The sequence below is a fragment of the Candidatus Tisiphia endosymbiont of Empis tessellata genome (genome assembly GCF_964031035.1).
Taxonomy (GTDB): domain Bacteria; phylum Pseudomonadota; class Alphaproteobacteria; order Rickettsiales; family Rickettsiaceae; genus Tisiphia.
Window position 1 is genome coordinate 914077 of sequence record NZ_OZ034997.1, and the last position, 18464, is coordinate 932540.

The following is an 18464-nucleotide window of genomic DNA, read 5'->3' on the forward strand; positions in this document are numbered from 1 at the left end:
ATTGCTAAAGTAACCTGAGTTTACTATACTATTTCACTCTCTTATTTGCCAACACCCAAATACTATCCAAATAATCATTACCATACTTATGCAAATATTCCTGATATTTACCTTTAAAATCAGTGATAGTTCGGTGGGATAGAGCAATAACCCTTGTGGCTATGTTGCTAGCAAAATCTCGATCATGAGTTACTAATATTAGAGTTCCTTGGTAGTTAATTAGAGCTTTTTTTAACATATCCTTAGATTCAATATCTAAGTGATTAGTTGGCTCATCTAATACCAATATATTACTTTCTTCCAATATAATTTTTGCTAGTAATAAACGTGCTCCTTCCCCCCCACTTAAATTTAGAATATTCTTGCTTACTTCATCTTTACTGAATAATAATTGACCTAATACACTACGTAGCACGTTATCACTTTCAGTAGGTATTTGGTTGGATAACCAATCAATAACACTCATACTTTCATTTAGTAATTCATGATGATCCTGAGCAAAATAAGAAACTTGCGTTTCATAACCCCATTCATAATTTCCTAAATCAGCAAAAATTTTATTAATAAGAATCTTAAGCAAAGTGGATTTACCAATACCATTTGGACCAATAATAACAATTTTTTCTCCACGCGAGACAATAAAATTCACATTATTTAATATTTTTTTATCCTCGTAGCTTTTAGAAATACCCTGAACTTTTAACGCTAATTTTCCAGATGGTCTTTTTTGCTTAAAATTAAAATATGGACTAACACGCGAACTTTTTTGGATGTCAGGTAATTCCATTTTTTCTATTTGTTTTTCTCGGGATGCAGCCTGTCTAGCTCTAGTGGCCAACGCTCTAAACCGGTCAACAAAACTCTGCATAACAGCAATTTTTTTCTCTAAATGAGAGAATTCTTTAAGCTTTTGTTCGGTAACCAACTGTTTATCACGAACAAAAATATCATAATTACCAGTATAAATCTTGATAGTACCATAATCTATATCAAGAATATGTGTAGAAATATTATTAAGAAAAACAAGATCGTGTGAAATAAATACCAAAGCACCTTTGAATTTCTGTTTTAGATAATTTTCTAACCAATAAATTGAGACTATATCAAGATGGTTTGTTGGCTCATCAAGTAACAATATATCAGGATTATTGAATAAACTTTGTGCCAGTAACACCCTAAGTTTATAGCCGCCGGATAGAACGGATAAAGGCTGCTGATGATATTTTTCTTGTATTCCTAAACCAAGCAGTAACTCAACTGCAAAAATTTCTGATATATATCCATCATTGTCAGCTATAATTTGTTCCAACTCACCTAATCGATAACCGATTTCCTCATCACATTGATCAATTGCTAATAATTTTTCTTTTTCTTGCAGTGCTTGCCATAATTCACTTCTACCGGCAATAACGGTATTAATAATTGAAGTATTTTCATAAAGAAATTGATCCTGCTTTAAACATCCTATACGTGCATTTTTGACACAGGTAAATTCTCCGATACTAGCCTTTTCCTCTTGAAGCAAAATCTTAAAGAACGTAGATTTACCAGCACCATTTGCTCCAACAAGCCCATACCTATTACCTTTCTTAATATGCAAGCTCACATCAGTAAATAATATTTTTGCACCATAGCTCATGGCCAAATTAGTTGTAATAATCATAAGGTATTATCAGGTAATATTGTACCATTTTTTAACTGCAGCTTAACTTGTTTAAGTGATCTTGGGCTTGCATCAATTACTTCAAGTTCAACCTGCTGCTCAATATCAATTTTAGTACCAACCAAAGGCACATTACCTACTTTTGCTAAGACTAGACCACCAATTGTATCGAATTCATCATTCTGGAGTTTTAGTTTCACACCTAGAGCTGATTCAAGATACTCAACTTTCACTCGAGCATTTGATAAAATAGTATTATTATTGATAATTCTGAAACTATCATTATCTGATTTCTTATCATGCTCATCATCTATTCTGCCAACTATCTCCTCCATAATATCTTCCATGGTTACAATACCGTCAGTTCCACCATATTCATCCACAACTATCGAGATCTGTACACAATCTCTTCGCATTTTTGCTAGTAAATCTATCAATTTCATTGAAGGAGCAGAAATGATAGGTTTACGAATTATTTTTTTTAGCTGCAACTCTTGATTTGTAATAAGTTGCTTAGTAACAAGTATCTTGAATAAATCTTTTATATGAATAAAGCCCACTATATTATCCAAAGTTTCATCATAAACTAATGTTCTAGTATTAGGTATTTTGCTATTAAGCATTTGGCTTAACTCATCTATATTGGCAGTTAATTTTACTGCCTTAATATCAGATCTAGGGATCATTACATCTTCTACAGTTTTATGACCAAATTTCAGAAGATTCATAAAAATCTTTTTTTCTTCTAACGTCATTTTTTTACTGTTAGATTTTAGCTTTTTAATTGCATCATAAAAATTATCCTCTAGCTTCTCTTTAAAAAACAGCCGAGAGAAAAAAGATTTAAGAGTAACAATTTTTGAAGGATTTTTCAGCATAGCCCTTTTAGAATTAATAGATGTAAGGTTTTCTTTTTTCGAAGAAGTGAATAGAAGCTAATATGGGGAAGCAATAGCAAAACCCTTTAATATTTCTATTTCTAAATTTTCCATAATATCTGCTTCCTCGTCATCTTGGTGATCGAAGCCAAGTAAATGTAAAATACTATGTACCAAAAGATGAATAAAATGATCCCCAAAGTCTTTATTTTGACTTATAGCTTCGCTTTGAATTATTTCATAGCCAAAAGCTATGTCCCCCAAATACATATAATGTACATTAGGAGTAAATTCAAGTAAATGCCGAAAGTCTAATTCTATATCAGGAAATGATAGTACATTTGTAGCTTTTGCTTTGCCACGAAATTGGCTATTCAAATTTAACATTTCATTATTATTAGTCAGTAATATTGCTAACTCAAACTCTGCAACTCCCTTGAAATTTTTATATTTACTCAGTATAGCACCAACAACCTTCTTCACTAATAGTTTATTGATAAATTTTTGATTTTTCCAATCTTGACAAGCTCGAATAATCTCTACATTGATTTTCATGATATAGTTTCTTAGCTGAAAATGCTCAATAATATTATATAACAATATCCTGCAGATAATACTAAAAATTTTTCTTAGTGATAGCATTAGTTTGTGGTATCTTATTATAATTTATAATAATTATTCTATAATTAAAAGCTACTTAAAGTAATGAAAATATATTTATGATAAAAATAGGCAATATTCAACTACCTCATTCGGTGATATTAGCTCCAATGTCTGGGGTCACTGATCTACCATTTAGAAAATTAGTACGAAAATTTGGTGCAGGTTTGGTAGTCTCTGAAATGGTAGCAAGTAGGGCAATGATTATTGAAACAAGGCAATCTTTGCAAAGATGTGCAATCATTCAAGACGACGCTACTGGTTCATGTGTACAGATTGCTGGATGTGAACCTGATATAATAGCAGAATCAGCTAAAACAATTGAGGATATGGGAACCAAGATTATTGATTTAAACTTTGGTTGCCCAGCTAAAAAAGTAGTAGATGGGTATTCTGGTTCAGCTTTAATGCGAAATGAGAAATTAGCGGCAAAAATTTTAGAGACTACGGTCAAAGCGGTAAAAATCCCAGTAACTTTAAAAATGCGTACTGGCTGGGATGATCAAACTAAGAATGCACCAAATTTGGCAAAAATAGCCTATGATGCTGGTATACAAATGATTACCATCCATGGTAGAACAAGATGTCAGTTTTATTCTGGTCAAGCAGATTGGGAGTTTATAAGGCAAGTTAAGGATGCGGTAAAGATTCCAGTTATCGCTAATGGAGATATTACCTCCTTATCTAAAGCTAAGGAATGCTTACAAAAATCAGGTGCTGATGGCATAATGGTTGGTCGGGGAGTATATGGTAGACCATGGTTTATTTCTCAAATAGCCCATTATCTTAAAACCGGAGAAGAACTCCCACCACCTTCAATAGCAGAGCAGCTAGAAATAATACTGAGTCATTATGATGCTATGTTAGAGTATTATGGAAATGATACAGCTGTTCAGCTAGCTAGAAAACATATAGGTTGGTATAGTAGTGGTTTAGCAAACTCAGCTGAATTTAGAGGAGGGGTTAATATGATGACTGATCCAATTCAGGTTAAAGAAAAGATCATGGAATTTTATGGAAAATTCTTTTAATATAGTACCCTACATTTTTCTATAATCGTCATCGCGACTCATCTTTAGATGCCGTGGCGATCTAGGTAAATAGCGAAGCTGTTTTTTTAGAGTAACGCTTCGCGTATCCTGGATTGCTGCTTTCAGCGACTCCTCGCTAATAGACGATCAGCAGACATTTTAATAGTGGTTATATAAAAAATGTAGGGTACTATGCATCGTGACCCACGCGAATGACCCCAAAACTTTAATACTACCTGATAGAACCAACTGCTCTAGGACGGCTATTGTTCCTAATAGCAGGAGGAGATGTAGTAGGACGAGATGGATAGGTATTTATTGATTCTCTAATGGTATTAGCTTTTTGCTTGGCTTTCTCAAGGTCTATTGTTTTTGCATGAGCTTGGCGTAATGTTGTCCCTATGTTTTTAGATTCTTCAGTACTAAGAATTGCTTCGCCTTTTGCCATTTTAATTAAATTATCCACAACGAAAGCTCCACAATCTTTATCATTTTGTTGTTGCTTAGTGTTTAAATCTACTATTTTAGCATCAGGACAAACTTCTTTAACCATACCTACTAAATCCACTCTTGTATCTATATCTGTTCCCTTAGGATCATTATAGGTAAACACTATAGCCCCCTCCTTGTCTTTAGTGATTGCTAAACTAACCCAATGTTCGTGTCCAGTATTAAGGGGTATAATAATCGCTTCCTTGTTATTTGCTATTAAATCACTATACACAGCTTGATAAAGAGTGTCCTTTAATAAATTTTCTTCTCCTATAGAAGCATGAGTAATAATAGAAACTTTTATTTGATTTACAGATGCTTTTAATACATTGCCAATATCATCTTCGTCATATAAATAATCTAGTGCAGTTAATTTGCTACCTTCAGGCAATGAATGTTCTACCTTATTTTGTCTAGTTGATACTTCCCTTTCATCTGCCATTTGCTGAAGAGTACTGGTAATTCTTTTAGCATTTTCTTGTTTATACTCATTTAAATTTTCTTGCATATCCTTAATAGTTAAGCTATTGATTCCAAGAACAGTTTCCCTTTGCTTAACTTCAGCAACAATGTCAGCCCTTTTCCCATGACCTTGAGCTAATGGGATACAACCATTAGTCAAATTTTCAACCGAGCCTCCTTGGATTACAGCATATTTAGCTTGTTTGGCAATATTCTGAAGCTTTAATGGATCAGATAGGTCAAAATATATATCAACAGGGTTTATTTCCGTTATATTAAGATCTTTCTTGAATTGTTCAGATAATTGTGACACGTAATGCTCTAGTTTTTTAGCACCACCAATTTTATCTTTTAAGATTTCTTCAACTTCTAGCTTAATACCTAATTGTTGATTTTGGTCGTTGATGCCAAATTTGGTCGTAATAATATTAGCCACATCATCTACAGATGCAGGATTGCTGGCTACTATAACTCTAGTATTTCTACCTAGTTCTTTTGTAGCAAGTATAACTTCAGTCAATCTTTCTTTATTAGGCAATTTCCCTGACACTAATATGTTAGGAGGTCTTTTTAGAATTTCAGACTTTACTAAATTTGTAACTGGGATATATGGAATGTAAGAAGTTCTTTTTTGTTCTACATGCCTATGAGTTATCGCATTATCTCGGTCGTTATCATTTGTAAAAAACACGTGATTGGCTTGTGTAAGAAGAGGTGGCCAGTAGTTATAATATGGCAAAGTTTGATTATATGCATTATAATTACTAAAGGTAAAACAAGTTTGAATACCTGATTTTTTTAATGCTGCTAAATCATTTATATCAACTATAGGTTTTTCCATGTTTGAATTATATTGAATATTAAGTATAGGCGTTTCTCCTTGTTTAACTTCGTGCAATATTTCAATTATTATATTATCTTTATTTAGTTTGCCATTTTGAATGTTATATTTAAGCTCCCTAGTTGGTATGTTTAAGTAAGAATTAGCCACTATAATATTGTGCTGAGTTTCTTGACCTACATGACCATTAATATTAAATAACCTTACCTTATTTTCTTTTTTACCTGTTTTTGCCATATATACTCCAAAGTCATCAATATCTAATTGACTATCATCTTAAACGAAAAAACAAATCTATACAAATCAATTAATCTCTAAACCAGTATTGATGCATTTTACAGCCTCATTGTATTTTAAGTTAAATTTTACAGATATAGTTGCATAATAATCTCACCCCCTTTAATAATATACTATATTTAAGCCTGCACTAATATATTATTTAATTGGTAGAGGAATGGTTAGATGGTAATAGTAATGCCTATGGAAATAATTAGGTAAAAATAATGCATTGGCATGATGTTGACGAAATTGCTATAAGTTTAGAAAAAAATTATTCCGATGAGGATATATCGGAATTAACATTAAAAGATCTTGAGGACTTAATAAAATCATTAAGTGATTTTGATGACCATGAAATTGAAACAAATAAAGAAGTGTTAAAAGAAATTCTCGAAGCTTGGAAAGAGATTAAAGATAGTAATTTTGAAGATTAATATATACTCTTTTGCTTTGAAGGAGAGCTATCACAAATACTTGCGGAGAATGTACGTACTTGTACCTCATGTAGTTCATCTATAGCTAACCTAAAGTAAGGTCTATCTAAGATACTCTAATAGATAGACCTTACTTTAGGTTAGCTATAGAATCTAAATAATTTACAGAAATAACTTGATTTTTTTGGGGAGATAGGGCATTATCTGCGTTAAATTGAAAGAAGGGGCGTTTAGCTCAGTTGGTAGAGCATCCCGTTTACACCGGGACGGTCGGCAGTTCGAGTCTGTCATCGCCCACCATATATCTCTCGGATTTCAGGGTTTTTATCATTGCAATTTATTGCAATAAAAAGTCTGTATTCCCGTCACATGCCGTTTTTTCACTAAAGTTGCCGGAATACGACCACCAAAAAACTCTCTCTTTAACTAGTTTTTTGAGGGAGAAATTATTACAAAAGTGTTAAAATGCACACCTAGTCTGCTTACCCCTTGTTTGTTACCCCCATCATGTTAGATATTTATTATATAGTTTTTATTTTTAACGTTTTTGATATATACCTAGTAATATTGGTTCTTGGAAGATAATAATTTTATGATAAGAAAAGTAATTATATTTACTGTTATTGCTATTTCGTTGTTAGTATGTACTATATTAGTTGAGGTAAACTTTGTTGATTATACTTCTGCCAGTAATAGTCTTGTTAATGAATTAAAAATTTCTCCTCAGAATCTAAAAAAAATTAAAATAATTAAATTTCCCATACCTTATTTGATTATTGATCACATAAAAGAGGAAGGGAAATTAGAATTAGAAAATATAGAAATTCGCTTTGTCCCATGGTCATTATTAATTTTCAGACCAAGAATTAGTGCTGTAACCATATATAGTGCCACAATATATTCAGATGAACAAGATTTTGACATTATAAATCATGATAGGCTAGTTAGTTCATTTATAACAAATGATATAATGGATATAAATTTTAATGTTAAAAATCTGAGTATTCTAAATAAAAATAACCAACCTATTCTTACTTTAAATAATTGCTCTTTATTTAAAAATAACTCTATTGCTAATAGCACTTCATTCAAAGGGGATGGAGGATATGTAGGAAAATTATCTGGGTTTTTTGAGAAAAAGGCCAACCAAATAAATTTCGATCTTACTATCTCTAATAATGATTATAATTTTCATTTGCTAGAAACCTATATAGACTCTAAACTAATAAATGGTAAAGCAGAATATTTAATACAAAATTTAGCTGATATATTACATATTCTAGTGCTAGATTTAGATTCTTTATTTAGAAGATTTAATCAGAATGAAAAGGTAAATATAAAATTTGATATCTTACCTACTGGGCAACTGCTCAAGCTAGAAAATGTAACCATAGACTCTAATTCGCTTGTAGGTAATGGAGGGGTATATTTGAGCAGAAGTGACAATGTTACTAGTATAATAAAATTATATTTCTCTAAAATAGACGTAAAATCACTTATCACTTCATCAAACAATATTAACCAATTTAGTGATTCAGTTTTTGGATTAAGACTTATCTTTGATAATAAATCAATCATAACGAATGTTTTAGTTGACCAAATAATATTAGGTAACGATGAGATATTAAATAATACTAAACTTTCATTTAATTTAGATAAAGGGGTATTAGTGGTCAATGATTTTTCTGGTACAATAAAATCCGGAGGAAATTTTCAATTGATAGGTAATGTAACCCAAAACTCAGTACGAAGTATATTTGATGGCACAATTTACTTGCAACATAATGACCTTAATTCTGTGTTGAATACTTTAGGTTACAAACAAGCAGCTAGTAAAAAACCTACAGCTTTTATTTTATCTTCAGATTTAAAACTAACTTTAATAGATGTCTATTTACAAAACCTTATGTTAAAAACTGACAACACTAAAGTTACAGGTAATATTACTGCTAGATTTATTGGTTCTATGCCGCATTTTATAGCGACCATTGACTTTTCTTCGATTGATTTAAATAGAGACGATTACCCGATAATCTCACCAATGATCAAATTTGCTAAAAGTTTGTCAGAGAATATGCAAGATGAATCATACTTAGCTAAATATATTCCCATTAGGACAGCTGATTATTTAGGTAATTTTGATATTACTATAAATGATCTGCTGATAGGAAATAATTCATTTGGCAAAGCATATATCTTAGCAAATGTCTCACCAGGTAATATTGGAATTAGTAATCTTGATATAAGAGGCAATAGTGATTACATCAATCTTAGTGCTAGTTTGTTAGCAAGTAACATTAAACCGCAACTAACAATTACAATAAATGATGGTTCTCTTAATGTTAACTTTTTAACCCCTAAATCTTTACTTAATCTGCGAAATAACTTATTGAATGAATTTGACGTAGAAAAAATAGAGTTAAAATTAAATTGTGCATTATCAAAAATAATTCAGAATGATCTAGTATTACAAAATGTTAAACTTGCTTTAGCAAATAATAATGCTTTATTTAAGATTGATAACCTTGAAGCAAATCTACTTTCTGGTAAATTAAAAGCAGAAGGTAATATTTTATTAAATCCATATACTCTGAACTTTGTTTATGCACTTAATTCTATTGATTTAGCTCAATTATCTAATGTTTTGCCAAGAGGATTACTAGACAATTACGGTGGAATGAGCATAAATGGAACACTTGCTACTCATGGCAATAGTTTAAAAGAATTATTGTATGAGCTTAACACTCAATCAGAATTTGTAGTAAAAAATGCCAAGATTAGTAACTTCTCTGTTGATTCATTGATAGAAAAAATTAATAATAAAGACTATAGTCTAAAGTATTTAAAAGATGATTTAGCAAAATTTATGTATCAAGGGCAAACTGAATTGAATAATTTGCGTGGTAATCTTCAGTTAAAAAATGGAATAGTTACAATGAAAGACTTAGTATTTAATACAAAATATGCTAGCGGAGCTGCATCATTAGCTGTAAATATATATAATTTGGATATGGTATTATCTTCAATATTATCTTTCTATATATCAGACTTAAATCCTAATCTAAATAATTCTAGTAATCAAAATACACCTATAAATCTTACAATAAAAACCTCAGGCACTATATTAGATACCATAAAAACGTCAGACGAGACTGAACTAAGAAAGGCTTTAGAGAACAGAAGGAAATCTACAAATTAAAGAAGAATAAATGTTATTATTAAGAATTTTAAAAGATTATAGACTATTCGAAATATTGGTTCTTGGGGCAATTAGTGGCATGCCACTAGCTATATTATTCACTAGCTTAGTTGCTTGGCTTAAAGATTCTAATATTGATATTGCAATTATTACCACTTTTGCCGTTGCAAGACTATCCTATTCGCTAAAAGTTTTTTGGTCTCCTTTGGTAGATTATTTTAATATACCATTATTAAAGAAATTTGGTCATAGAAAAAGTTGGCTGATACTTTGTACTATACTAATATCTTTAGTACTATTCACTATGAGTACAATTTTACCTAATGAATCATTAACTTTACTATATTTTCTTACTATTTGCCTTGGTTTCTTGTCAGCAACATTTGATATTAGTGTTGATGCACTTAGGATAGATAAATTTGATCAGGAAACCCAAGCTATAGCAAGTGCTACGGCAGTATTAGGCTATAGACTTGGCATGCTGATTACTGGAGCTGGGGCTTTGTATTTTGCTGAAGCCACAAGTGATTGGTCAGCTACATTTGTGTCTATGAGTATAATTTTTGTTGTAGCAACAATTTTTATAATTACTGTCAATGAACCTACATTATTACGAGAAAATGTTGATATTTTATCTTTATTATCACTAACAAAAATAGTAATTAACCCTTTTAAGGACTTCTTTGTTAGGAAATATGCCGTTACTATTTTACTAGCAGTAATATTCTTTAAATTAGGTGATGCTATGCTTGCTGTAGTATCTATGCTATTTTATATGGAACTTGGTTATACAAAGGGACAGATAGCACTGATTACTAAATTTTATGGTGTACTAGCTACAGTTGCTGGGTCTTTTGCTGGCGGAATAGTTGTATACCGACTTGGAAATTTTAGAGGACTGATTATAACGGGAATTATACAGAGTATCACGCATTTCGCATTTATTTGGTTAAATCATCAACCAGTAAGTTCTGAATCTCTGTTTATTGCCATTACTATAGAAAATTTTGCTTCTGCTATGGGTATGACTGCACTTGTTGGATATATTAGCATATTGTGTAATAAACAATATTCTGCATCGCAATATGCTTTACTCAGCAGTAGTAGTACTTTATTTAATAATACAGTCACCATTTATGGTGGTAGCCTAGTAAAAATGTTGGGTTGGGATAATTTTTTTATCTTAACAATAATTCTAGCCTTGCCAGGACTTATAATATTGTTCTATCTTAATAAAAAGATTTCTAAAATATAAAATTATGTTAATACGATTATTGCTATTTTTTACTTGCGTAATAATATTCAGTACAAACCTAAATCCTGTTTATGCTGCAAAAAAGCTTGTGTCTTCGCCAACTCAGACAAGTCTTGTCGTAGATTATAATACTGGTAGGATACTGCACGATAAAAATTCTACTACTAGAATATATCCTGCTTCATTGACAAAATTAATGACCTTGTATTTGTTATTTGAAGCGTTAGAATCTGGCAGGTTATCAATGAATCAAAGATTATATGTTTCAAAAAACGCAGAGAAAATGTTGCCCTGCAAATTATGTCTTAAAGCAGAAGAAACTATTACTGTAAAAGAAGCTATTTTCGGGCTAATTATTAGATCAGCAAACGATGTAGCTATGGTAGTAGCTGAAAATATTAAAGGTACTGAAGAAAATTTTGCTCGTTTGATGAATATTCGTGCTAAACAGCTTGGTATGAAAGATACTTATTTTAAAAACGCTTCTGGATGGCATCATCCTTGTCAGAAAACTACAGCCCGAGATCTTGCTAAACTATCTATAGCTATTAAGCGATATTTCCCTAAATATTATGCTTTCTTCTCTAGAAACAACTTTGTTTTTAGAGGCAATATTGTACGGGGACATAATAAAGTAAATGAAACTTATGAAGGAGTTGAAGGGTTGAAAACTGGTTATACCATTCCAGCCGGCTATAACTTGATTACTGCAGCAACTAGACAAAATAAATCTTTGGTTGCTATTGTTACTGGTGGTAAATCTGCTGAGTCTAGAAATATGCAAATGGTAAAACTATTAGATACCCATTTTGACCATCCTAGAAATAATAAGACTATGGTTGATAAATTGATAGTCAAGACAACAGTACCATCAAGAACATATGGTAAGAAAACAAAATCAACTAAAGTTGCTACAAATCTTAAAGCAAGAAACAGAAAAAAACTATAGAAATATTATGAAAAATATTGCTGTAATTATTTCAGGTTGTGGATATTTAGATGGAGCTGAAATCTTTGAAACAGTTTTTACATTATTGGAACTTGATAAGCATAATGTAAATGTAAAAATTTTTGCTCCTAATAAAAATCAACATCATGTGATTAACCATCTAACTCAAGAAAAAATGTTAGAGGAGCGTAATATCTTGGTTGAATCAGCACGCATTGCTCGTGGTAAAATTCAACCATTAAATCAAATACGTGCTGAAGACTTTGATGCTTTAATATTACCGGGTGGGTTTGGTGCTGCACTAAATTTGTCTGATATAGGACTTAAAAATGAAAATGCTACAGTACTAAAAGACTTACAGGAAATAATAGTAGGCTTCTATAATTTATCAAAACCAATTGGAGCTATATGTATTGCTCCTGCTTTACTTGCTATAGTCTTAAGAAATCATACAAAAATTAAGGTTATCCTTGGAGAATCAAATGATCTGATACATAAGCTAGGAGCAACAGGAGAAACTTGTAATGCTCAAGATATAGTCGTGTACGAAGATAATAGATTGGTTACTACTCCTGCTTTTATGTTAAATTCTCCTTTAGCACAAATACATAAAGGTATTAAGGGTTTAGTAATTAAAGTGCTGCAAATGTGTACTAATATCTGAACGATAATAGATTAAAATGTATTCGTAGAAGCACTTCAAGAATACATTTTTCTGAAGAACTTAAATTATTCTAGCTAGTTTTGGATTAAAATTTTTAATTTTAATCCAAAACTGAGGTTAAATAAGGAAGATATAGGTCAATATGAATAGATTAATACAAGCAGATGGGGTATCTCAAACTTGTCTAACTAGAGAACAAAAAGAGGCTGTCGGATTACTTTCAATCGGTATATTTCTAGAGTATTTTGATCTGATGCTCTATATACATATGGCGGTAATTCTTAATGAACTTTTTTTCCCGAAATATGATCCCTATGCAGCACAATTACTTTCAGCCTTTGCTTTTTGTACCACATATTTATTAAGACCTATTGGGGCGTTAATTTTTGGATGGATTGGTGATACTATAGGACGTAAAGTAACTGTTATTATTACTACTTTTATGATGGCATTTTCTTGTATTATTATTGCTAGTTTGCCAACTTATGCTGAAATAGGTATTACTGCTGCTGTGATTGTTTCAATATGTCGTATTATACAAGGCATGACTTCCATGGGAGAAATAATAGGGGCAGAATTATATTTGACTGAAACTATAAAACGTCCACAACAATATATGTCTGTAGCATTAATAAGTTTTTTTGCTGTATTAGGGGCAACCTTTGCTTTGGGCGTTGCATTTATTGCTACCTCTTACAACTTCAATTGGCGTTATGCTTTTTGGTTTGGTGCATTGGTTGCGTTAGTCGGTTCATTAGCTAGAACAACTCTACGAGAAACACCAGAATTTGCTGACGCAAAACGACGAATGAAAATGATTTTTGCAGATATTAATGAGAATTCTAGTATATTGGAAAAGAATCCTATTTGGACAGAAAAAGTTAATAAAGTAACAGCTTTATCTTTGTTTTTAATATTCTGTGCTTGGCCAGTATGTTTTTATTTAACATTTATTCATTGCGGAGAGATTCTTAGAAATAATTTTGGTTATACGGCTGAACAAGTTATCTATCAAAATTTCTTTGTTTCAATAGTAGAAATGTTAGGGAATTTATCATTGATATATTTAGGTTATTATGTGTACCCCCTAATGATTTTAAAAATTAGAATGGTAATTTTTTGGGTTCTTATTCTAGTTTGCCTATACTTATTGAGTCATGCTAGAACACCTTTTGATATTTTTCTGTTCCAAGCATTTATTATATTGATTATACCTGGTTTAACACCAGCCCATTCAATTTTATTTATATATTTCCCTGTTTTTAAACGCTTCACATATGTTAGTTTTTTATATGCTATATCTAGTACTATTATGTATATTATCACATCTTTTGGGCTTATTTATTTAACAAAATATTTAGGTAATTATGGATTGCTGATTATTATAATTCCAGTCATGATAGGATATAGCTTTGGCATATTTCATTTTGAAAAATTAGAGAAAGCAGCTGGAAACTATCCAAAAAAGAAAAAATGGTTTCTCTTAATGAATTAGGTGGTGTCTATTAAAAAAGATTTAATTTTTGTTGGTGTAGTATCATCAGCACACGGAATGCAGGGTAATGTTTACGTCAAATCTTTTACTATGCCAAATACTAATATCATTAAAATGAATTTGGTGGATGAATTAGGAAAAAAAATTATCCTTAAACTCATTAGTAAAAATTCTAAAGGTGATATAATATGCAGATTTAACCAGGTGAATAATAGGACGTTAGCTGAAGGATTAAAAGGATGTAAGATTTTCTGTCATAGAGCAGACTTCCCTTCATTAAGTGAAGATGAATTTTATATTGAAGACTTAAGAGGCTTACTGGTACTAGATACCAATTTGGTGGCTATAGGAAAGATTACAAATGTTTTTAATTTTAAAGCAGGTGATATCATTGAAATCGAGTTTGTCAGCAATAAAAAAGTAGAACTATTTCCTTTTAACAAGCAATTTTTCCCAGTAGTGACGAAAGAGCATGCTATTTTAGCAAAGATTTGACTATAGCAATTAGTCCTCATTACGTCGTTCTGATCTCTTTCGGTCATTAGGGTTTAATACTGCCTTACGAAGCCGAATTGATTTAGGAGTAACTTCTACTCTTTCATCATTTTGGATATAGCTGATAGATTGTTCTAATGTCATAATGACTGGTGGGATAAGACGCATAGCTTCATCTTTGCCAGAAGCTCTGACATTTGATAATTGTTTGGCTTTCAGAGGATTTACCTCTAGGTCATTATCCCGATTATGTTCGCCTATAATCATTCCCTGGTATACTAGTTCATTAGGGTTTATAAACATTTTTCCACGCTCTTCAAGATTCCATAGAGCATAAGCAACAGATTCACCATCCCCATTAGAAATTAATACTCCATTACGTCTTCCTTCAATAACCCCTTTATATGGACCATAACTATGAAAAACACGGTTCATAACACCTGTACCTCGAGTTTCGGTTAGAAACTGACCGTGGTAACCAATAAGACCGCGTGATGGTCCTAAGAATGTGACTCTAGTTTTACCGCCACCAGATGGACGCATATCAGTCATTTCTGCTTTACGTATTGCCAAGGATTTAACAACAACTCCAACAAAATCATCATCAACATCAACTTGGATTTCTTCAATTGGTTCTAATCTTTTTCCCTGTTCATCCTCTTTGAATAATACACGTGGTCTGCTGATTGATAGTTCAAAACCTTCACGTCGCATAGTTTCAATTAATATTCCTAATTGTAACTCACCACGACCTGCAACTTGAAAAGCATCTTTTTCTTCAGTTTGACTGACATGTATTGCCACATTACTTTCGATCTCTCTCATCAATCTATCACCTAAAACTCGTGATGTAAGCTTTGATCCTTCCCGTCCAGCAAGAGGAGAGTCATTTACTCCAAAGGTCATAGATAATGTTGGTGGATCTATAGGTAAGGAAGGGAGTGCTAGCATTATTTCAGGGTCACAGATAGTATCAGCTACCGTAGCGTTTTGGATTCCAGCAATAGCAATGATATCCCCTGCATATGCTACATCGACAGCTACACGTTCCAATCCTCGGAATGATAGTATTTTACTTATTCTAGCATTTTCAATTACCATATTATCGCGATTAAGTACTTTAACATTTTGGTTGATCTTAACCGTACCGCTCTGCACTAGACCGGTAAATACACGACCAAAATATGAGTTATATTCTCTAGTAGTAACAAGCATAGAAAATGGAAGACTGCTATCAGCAACAGGAGCAGGTACATGAGATACTATCAAATCAAAAAGAGGAGAAATATCTTTTTGCTCATCTTCTAGATGACGCGATGCCCAACCGCTACGTCCCGAAGCGTAGATAATTGGGAAGTCTAGTTGTTCATTAGTTGCTTCTAATGCCATAAATAATTCAAATACTTCATCAACTACTTCACTTACTCTTCTATCAGGACGGTCGATTTTATTGATAACAACAATTGGTTTCAAACCAAGTTTTAGAGCTTTTGACAACACAAATTTTGTCTGAGGCATTGTACCTTCAGAAGAATCAACTAGTAATACAACTCCATCTACCATAGTAAGAATGCGTTCTACCTCACCACCAAAATCAGCGTGACCAGGAGTATCAACTATATTGATACGGATATTTTCCCACATAAGGGAGGTACATTTAGCTAAAATAGTTATACCACGTTCGCGTTCAAGGTCATTTGAATCCATAGCACGTTCTGCTACCGCTTGGTTTTCTCGGAAAGTCCCACTTTGTTTAAGCATATTATCAACTAGAGTAGTTTTACCATGATCAACGTGGGCGATAATGGCAATATTGCGAATAGCAAACATCAAAAACCTTTAATATATTTTTAGATATGCATTATAGAGCAAAATATATCAAATTGGAATAGAGTTCTTGTGTTATAGTGAATTCAGTTGAATTAGCAACAACGTTGCTCCTCGCTTGCTAGAATTCTTGGATCGAATTCATAATTTAGAAACGCTAGGAGCTAAATCACTGGAAAAAGCTAAAAAGATAGTAGAAGAAACTGTAATACATTTTTTAACTTTAGCTATGCATTTAAAAATACCAACAGTAACAAAACGAATTATTACATTATGTTGTCAACATTTATCTATACCTCTACATAAGGCTTTTGTGGATAATTCCCAGTCTCTTTCTCCAACTTTTCAAAATGAAATATCCCAAATGCAAAACCTATGTAGACTGGAACTAATATAATCATTATCCCCCAATGATGCCAATACTCAGTTAAGTAAGCAATCAAAAAAGAGCTAACTAAAAACATTAAGGCACGAGATATGGCAAAGGTAAGACTAGCACAGCTAAACCGTTTAAAGACAGGGAAATGTTTATAATAAATTGGCTGTCCTAAGCTGGGACCATTAGGTACAAATAACATAACGAATAATTGCATTAAAAATACATCAAATGAGCTATTAATATTATTTAATAAATAAGGGCAAGCTAAAACAAATACACCAAATATTAATAACAAAGTTTTTACAATTTTTAACGGATATATTTTATAACTTAAATATGCTAATACCAAAGTACTTAGGAAGGAACATATTGAAATAATAAAATTTTGATGAATGACCTGTTCAGCACTATAACCACAAGAAGTTTTTAAAATATTTCCGCAATAAATATAAGCAAAATAAAAACATACGGGACACATACATTCTATTAAGAATAAGGCTATTACTGTTACTTTATTAGCTTTTTCCTGCCATATCCGGTTGTTTTCCAGTTTTTTGAGAACTATACCGGCAACATTTGAAGTCTGCTGAAGAGTTTTTTTTAGTTGACGTTTGGTATTAGCAAATTCCGGCGTTTCTCTAAGACTCTTTCTAGCTACTGTACCAACTAGTGCTACACTCGCTCCCATCCAAAATGCTATACCGCCAATTAAATCCATAGGAGGTCACTAACGATGCTATGCCTAAAGCAGCGACTCCTCCTAAAGTAGCAAAAACCGAAACTGACGAAACAGCTGGATATTGGGCTGGTGGATTTATAGATTCAGTTAAATAAAGTACTGCTCCTACTGTCTCTCCCATAGAGGACATTCCTTGTAGTATACGGCATATGGTGAGCAACCAAGGAGCTGTAATACCTACTTGGGCATAGGTAGGTAGATTAGCTATTATAAGACATGATAAAGCCATTATAAAAGTCGTGATGATAACGGTATTCTTACGCCCTACATTATCACCTATCCAACTAACAATTAATGCACCAACCGGTCGAAAAACAAAGCCAGAACAGAAAGCTGTAGCAGAGTAAATTGCTGTAGTATGTGGATCATATTTTGGGAAAAATAGCTCATTAAGAAATACTGCCATATGAACATATAACATCAGGTCAAAATACTCTAGGAATGTCCCGGCTGAAAGCAATCCGATGGCTTCTTTTTGTTTCCTTGTTAAACCTTTTTGTTCTTTATAGTTCCCTATCATTCATTCACCTTATAATTTTAATAGTACTATAAATATTGATAATTTGGTTAATTAATAGCAAGAAAAAATGATATAGTAGGCTAAAATAATTAAACTATTAGTATAACAATATACTAGTACTTAATACAACCTAAAAGGTCGAGTGGAGATTTATTTGACATAATTCAACTGAATTCACTATAAGTATATATTTGAAGTATTT

At 32.0% G+C, this 18464-nt stretch carries 15 protein-coding genes and 1 tRNA gene; 9 read left to right on the forward strand and 7 right to left on the reverse strand.

Annotated elements, in window-relative coordinates; genetic code table 11:
• Window positions 1-28: 28 nt before the first annotated feature.
• Genes AAHM86_RS04885 through ybeY form a run of 3 tightly spaced genes read right to left on the reverse strand, consistent with a single transcriptional unit; the run spans window position 29 to window position 3096 of the window.
• On the reverse strand, window positions 29-1663 hold the full coding sequence (locus AAHM86_RS04885) for an ABC-F family ATP-binding cassette domain-containing protein (protein ID WP_342267475.1): 1635 nt from the start codon (window positions 1661-1663) through the stop codon (window positions 29-31).
• A complete protein-coding gene (locus AAHM86_RS04890) occupies window positions 1660-2541 on the reverse strand; it encodes a hemolysin family protein (RefSeq protein ID WP_342267476.1) in 882 nt (293 codons plus the stop codon). Before AAHM86_RS04890 ends, AAHM86_RS04885 begins: the two co-directional genes overlap by 4 nt.
• A gap of 57 nt (window positions 2542-2598) precedes the next feature.
• Window positions 2599-3096: an rRNA maturation RNase YbeY gene (ybeY, locus tag AAHM86_RS04895; RefSeq protein WP_342267477.1), complete on the reverse strand. Its 498-nt coding sequence runs from the start codon at window positions 3094-3096 to the stop codon at window positions 2599-2601.
• A gap of 164 nt (window positions 3097-3260) precedes the next feature.
• On the opposite strand from ybeY, the gene dusB reads away from it, so the two are divergent.
• Window positions 3261-4232, forward strand: a complete 972-nt coding sequence (dusB, locus tag AAHM86_RS04900) for a tRNA dihydrouridine synthase DusB (protein WP_342267478.1) — start codon at window positions 3261-3263, stop codon at window positions 4230-4232.
• Between the two features lie 232 nt (window positions 4233-4464).
• Here dusB and AAHM86_RS04905 read toward each other — a convergent pair whose 3' ends face one another.
• On the reverse strand, window positions 4465-6264 hold the full coding sequence (locus AAHM86_RS04905; protein ID WP_342267479.1) for a Ulp1 family isopeptidase: 1800 nt from the start codon (window positions 6262-6264) through the stop codon (window positions 4465-4467).
• Window positions 6265-6530: 266 nt separating this feature from the next.
• On the opposite strand from AAHM86_RS04905, the gene iscX reads away from it, so the two are divergent.
• From iscX to rimM, 8 genes are all read left to right on the forward strand, one after another.
• The gene (gene iscX / locus AAHM86_RS04910) at window positions 6531-6740 is read left to right on the forward strand and encodes a Fe-S cluster assembly protein IscX (RefSeq protein ID WP_341747867.1); all 210 of its coding nucleotides are present in this window, start codon (window positions 6531-6533) and stop codon (window positions 6738-6740) included.
• Between the two features lie 224 nt (window positions 6741-6964).
• Window positions 6965-7040: transfer RNA gene (locus tag AAHM86_RS04915), tRNA-Val, on the forward strand.
• A gap of 292 nt (window positions 7041-7332) precedes the next feature.
• The gene (locus tag AAHM86_RS04920; RefSeq protein ID WP_342267480.1) at window positions 7333-9939 is read left to right on the forward strand and encodes an AsmA-like C-terminal region-containing protein; all 2607 of its coding nucleotides are present in this window, start codon (window positions 7333-7335) and stop codon (window positions 9937-9939) included.
• 10 nt (window positions 9940-9949) lie between these two features.
• Window positions 9950-11194, forward strand: coding sequence for an AmpG family muropeptide MFS transporter (locus AAHM86_RS04925; protein ID WP_342267481.1), 1245 nt, complete (start codon window positions 9950-9952; stop codon window positions 11192-11194).
• A 4-nt stretch (window positions 11195-11198) separates the two neighbouring features.
• Window positions 11199-12143, forward strand: coding sequence for a D-alanyl-D-alanine carboxypeptidase family protein (locus AAHM86_RS04930; protein ID WP_342267482.1), 945 nt, complete (start codon window positions 11199-11201; stop codon window positions 12141-12143).
• A gap of 7 nt (window positions 12144-12150) precedes the next feature.
• Complete coding sequence (gene elbB / locus AAHM86_RS04935; RefSeq protein WP_342267483.1) at window positions 12151-12807, forward strand: isoprenoid biosynthesis glyoxalase ElbB; 657 nt, start codon at window positions 12151-12153, stop codon at window positions 12805-12807.
• Window positions 12808-12949: 142 nt separating this feature from the next.
• The gene (locus AAHM86_RS04940; RefSeq protein ID WP_342267484.1) at window positions 12950-14302 is read left to right on the forward strand and encodes an MFS transporter; all 1353 of its coding nucleotides are present in this window, start codon (window positions 12950-12952) and stop codon (window positions 14300-14302) included.
• Between the two features lie 3 nt (window positions 14303-14305).
• Complete coding sequence (rimM, locus tag AAHM86_RS04945) at window positions 14306-14797, forward strand: ribosome maturation factor RimM (protein WP_342267485.1); 492 nt, start codon at window positions 14306-14308, stop codon at window positions 14795-14797.
• A gap of 9 nt (window positions 14798-14806) precedes the next feature.
• On the opposite strand, the gene typA is transcribed toward rimM, so the two are convergent.
• The 3 genes from typA to AAHM86_RS04960 form a co-directional block, all read right to left on the reverse strand.
• Window positions 14807-16627 carry a translational GTPase TypA gene (typA, locus tag AAHM86_RS04950; RefSeq protein ID WP_342267486.1) on the reverse strand — a complete coding sequence of 607 codons (1821 nt, stop codon included), beginning with the start codon at window positions 16625-16627 and terminating at the stop codon, window positions 14807-14809.
• A gap of 287 nt (window positions 16628-16914) precedes the next feature.
• Window positions 16915-17721, reverse strand: a complete 807-nt coding sequence (locus AAHM86_RS04955; RefSeq protein WP_342267487.1) for an MFS transporter — start codon at window positions 17719-17721, stop codon at window positions 16915-16917.
• Complete coding sequence (locus tag AAHM86_RS04960; protein ID WP_342267488.1) at window positions 17654-18262, reverse strand: MFS transporter; 609 nt, start codon at window positions 18260-18262, stop codon at window positions 17654-17656. The genes AAHM86_RS04955 and AAHM86_RS04960 overlap by 68 nt, the downstream gene beginning before the upstream one ends.
• Window positions 18263-18464: the final 202 nt, after the last annotated feature.